4 protein-coding genes are annotated in these 3491 nt (G+C 69.0%); 2 read left to right on the plus strand and 2 right to left on the minus strand.

All coding sequences use genetic code 11. The features are described 5' to 3' along the window. On the minus strand, window positions 1–566 hold a 566-nt coding region (locus CF8_RS23230), incomplete at its 3' end, for a YihY/virulence factor BrkB family protein (protein ID WP_036491137.1). A gap of 14 nt (window positions 567–580) precedes the next feature. Continuing rightward, window positions 581–1102, minus strand: coding sequence for a 2'-5' RNA ligase family protein (locus CF8_RS14810; protein ID WP_010833917.1), 522 nt, complete (start codon window positions 1100–1102; stop codon window positions 581–583). A 60-nt stretch (window positions 1103–1162) separates the two neighbouring features. On the opposite strand from CF8_RS14810, the gene trpS reads away from it, so the two are divergent. Together trpS and CF8_RS14820 are read left to right on the plus strand one after the other, a co-directional pair. Continuing rightward, entirely contained in the window at window positions 1163–2212 is a 1050-nt protein-coding gene (gene trpS / locus CF8_RS14815) for a tryptophan--tRNA ligase (protein WP_010833918.1), read from the plus strand. A gap of 174 nt (window positions 2213–2386) precedes the next feature. After that, window positions 2387–3491: lipase family protein (locus CF8_RS14820; RefSeq protein ID WP_010833919.1), on the plus strand; the 1105-nt coding region annotated here is incomplete at its 3' end.

The following is a 3491-nucleotide window of genomic DNA, read 5'->3' on the forward strand; positions in this document are numbered from 1 at the left end:
TCGGCACCGGCGCCGAGGCCGAGGAAGTCGAGGATGGGTTCGGCGAACTTGGTGACGACACCGGACACGGCGACGCTGAGCACCAGCACCGAACCCAGGGTCAGCAGGCCGAGCACGTCGCGGACCTTGCCGAGGACGAAGTTGGGGCGCTCGCGCTCCGGCTCCTCGAAGACCGCGATCAGCGCCGTACGCATGCCCGAGAGCCACCCGAGGCCGGAGTAGAGCGCGAGCACGAGACCGATGCTCAAGATGCCCGGCGCGTTGTCCTGGAAGGTCGAGAGCTGCAGACCGTCCTTGCCGCCCACGATCCCCGGCAGCACCTGCCCGAGCGCCTCGATCAGGTCGTCGTCGGCCTTCTCGTAGGCCTTGGACACGAAGCCGATCACGGCGAACGCGACCGCGAGGATCGGGAAGAACGACAGGAACGCGAAGTAGGTGACGGCGGCCGCGAGCGCACTGCCGTTGACGTCGCCGTAGTGCTCGACGGTGCGGACGACGTGGTCGATGAGGGGGCGCCGCTCGCGGATGACGGCGAGGCGCTGCTTCGTGGTGTCGATGAACGACATGGGGACTCCCGAGATCAGGCGGTGGTGGCGAGCAGCGCGAACTCGCGGGTGGGCTGCCAGCCGGCGCCGTCGTCGTGGACGTAGAGGGCGAAGTGGTCGGCCGCGAACTCGCACTCGAAGTCGGCCAGCTCGGCGAACGCGCGGTCGAGCTGGGCGTCGGCGAGGTGGTGGGCGACGGTCACGTGCGGGTGGTAGGGGAAGGCCAGCTCGACGGCCAGCGGTCCGCGGCGTACGGCGAGCGCGAGCTGCTCGCACTGGGAGATCCCCTCGACCACGGAGACGAAGACGACCGGCGACACGGGGCGGAAGGTGCCGGTGCCGCGCAGGTGGATCCGGAAGGCGTCCACGGAGCCCGCAACGGCCGCCAGGTGGGCCTCGACGCCCGGCAGGTCGTCCGCGGAGACCTCCACCGGAGGGATCAACGTGATGTGCGTGGGGATCTGGGTGGCCGTGAGGTCGCCGACGGAGGTCCGGTAGTCCTGGAGCTCCGTGGCCCAGGGCTCCGGAATCGCAACGGCAACTCCGATGGTCGGCACGCCGAGACCCTACCGAACTGGGTCGCGGTGTCCGGCAGGCGGTTTGTAGGATCCCTGTTCGTGAGCGACTCCTATCAGGCAGCCCTGGCGCGCAGCGCCGCGATCGAGAAGCGACTGGAGGAGAATCCCGCGAGCTTGCGGATGCTGACGGGTGACCGCCCGACCGGCTCCCTGCACATCGGCCACTACTTCGGATCCATCCGCAACCGCGTCAAGCTCCAGCAGAGCGGCGCCGAGATCTGGCAGCTGATCGCCGACTACCAGGTCATCACCGACCGCGAGATGCTCGGCGACATCCGGGGCAGCGTGCACAGCCTCACGCTCGACAACATCGCCGCCGGCCTCGATCCCGAGCGCGCCACGATCTTCACGCACTCGGCCGTCCCGGCGCTCAACCAGCTGATGCTGCCCTTCCTGAGCCTGGTGAGCGTGGCCGAGCTGCAGCGCAACCCCACGGTCAAGGACGAGGCCAAGACCGCCGGCATCACCAGCATCGGCGGGCTGCTGCTCACCTACCCCGTCCACCAGGCCGCCGACATCCTCTTCTGCAAGGCCAACGTCGTGCCGGTCGGTCGCGACCAGCTGCCCCACCTCGAGCAGACCCGCGTCGTGGCCCGCCGCTTCAACGAGCGCTACGGCGCCACCTTCCCCGAGCCCGACGCCCTGCTGTCGGAGGCGACCCTGATCCTCGGCCTCGACGGCACCAAGATGAGCAAGTCCAAGGGCAACGTCATCGAGCTTCGGATGACCGCCGACGAGACGGCCAAGAAGCTCAAGGGCGCCAAGACCGACAGTGACCGCGTCATCACCTACGAGCCGGAGACCCGGCCCGAGGTCGCCAACCTGCTCCTGCTCATCTCCCTGTGCGAGGGCGTCGAGCCGGAGCTGGTCGCCGACGAGATCGGCGACGGCGGCGGTGGTGCCCTGAAGAAGCGGCTCACCGACGCGATCAACACCGAGCTCGCGCCGTTGCGCGCCCGCCGGCAGGAGCTCGAGGGCGACTCGTCGTACGTCGCCGACATCCTGCGTGCCGGCAACGCGCGCGCCAACGAGGTGGCAGAGGCGACCCTCGCGGAGGTCCGCGAGCGGATGGGCATGGTCTACACCTGAGCGGTCCGGACAAACTTACGCTTGCGTAGAAATTTGTTCATCAGTATGGCGCTGTGCGTTAACTCGTGAGTAACATCACCCGTGGTCGGGAGGACCGACATCGGGGGATGTTGCTTGGGAGGGCACACAAGAATGAAGCGCGCACGCACACTGGTTGCGTCCATCACCACACTCATGGCGTCCGCCGTCGTGGTCGTCTCCGCACCGACGGTGGCCAACGCCGTCGTCGAGGAGCCGCCGCGTCCGGCGTTCTACGAGGCGCCTGCCACGCTGCCGGCGACCAACGGCGCGGTGATCCGCACGGAGCCCATGAGCTTCCTGCTCGACCCCGCCGACGCCACCAGCCTGGTCACCAATGCCAAGCGGGTGCTCTACAAGACCACCAACCGCGCCGGCAAGGCGATCGCCGTGTCCGGCGTCGTCCTCGTCCCCAAGGCCAGCTGGCTCGGCTTCGGCTCGCGCCCGGTGATCGGCTACGCCGCCGGCACCCAGGGCATGGGTGACAAGTGCGCCCCGTCTCGCCAGTACAGCGAGGGCCTCGAGTACGAAGCGGCCGGCATCCAGGCCCTGCTCAACCGGGGCTACGCCGTGGCCGTGACCGACTACGAGGGTCTCGGCACCGCCGGCATCCACACCTACATGGACCGCGTCTCGCAGGGCCGGGCCGTCCTCGACGTCGTCCGGGCCGCCCAGCGGATCTCGGGCACCGGACTCTCCTCAACCAGCCCCGTCGGCATCGAGGGCTATTCGCAAGGTGGCGGCGCGGCCGCCGCTGCCGTCGAGCTGGCGTCGACGTACGCCCCTGAGCTCCGCGTCAAGGGCGCGGCGGTCGGCGCCGTCCCCGCCGACCTCAAGTCGGTCGCCGAGCACCTCGACGGCGGCCTCTACTCGGCCTTCGCCTTCTTCGCGCTGCGCGGTCTCTCCGCCAGCTACGGCGTCGACCTGCTGCCCTACCTCAACGCCGAGGGCGTCAAGACGATGCAGACCGTCGAGCAGGACTGCGTCTTCGACCTGTTCGGCCACTCGTTCGTGAAGTCGGAGACGCTCAGTCACAACGGCAAGGGCATGTCCGACCTGATCGGGCTGCCGCAGTTCGCCCGCATGATCGAGGACCAGCGGATCGGCACCATCAAGCCCACGGTGCCCGTGCTCGTCAGCCACTCGAGGCTCGACGACGTCATCCCCTTCGCCAACGGCAGGAACATGGCCGCGTCGTGGTGCGACCAGGGCGCCAACGTCCGGTTCTCGGCCAACATCCTGCCGACGCACATCGGCGGCT

Origin of the sequence: Nocardioides sp. CF8 (assembly GCF_000389985.1) — a bacterium.
In the GTDB taxonomy this organism is placed as follows: Bacteria; Actinomycetota; Actinomycetes; order Propionibacteriales; family Nocardioidaceae; genus Nocardioides; species Nocardioides allogilvus.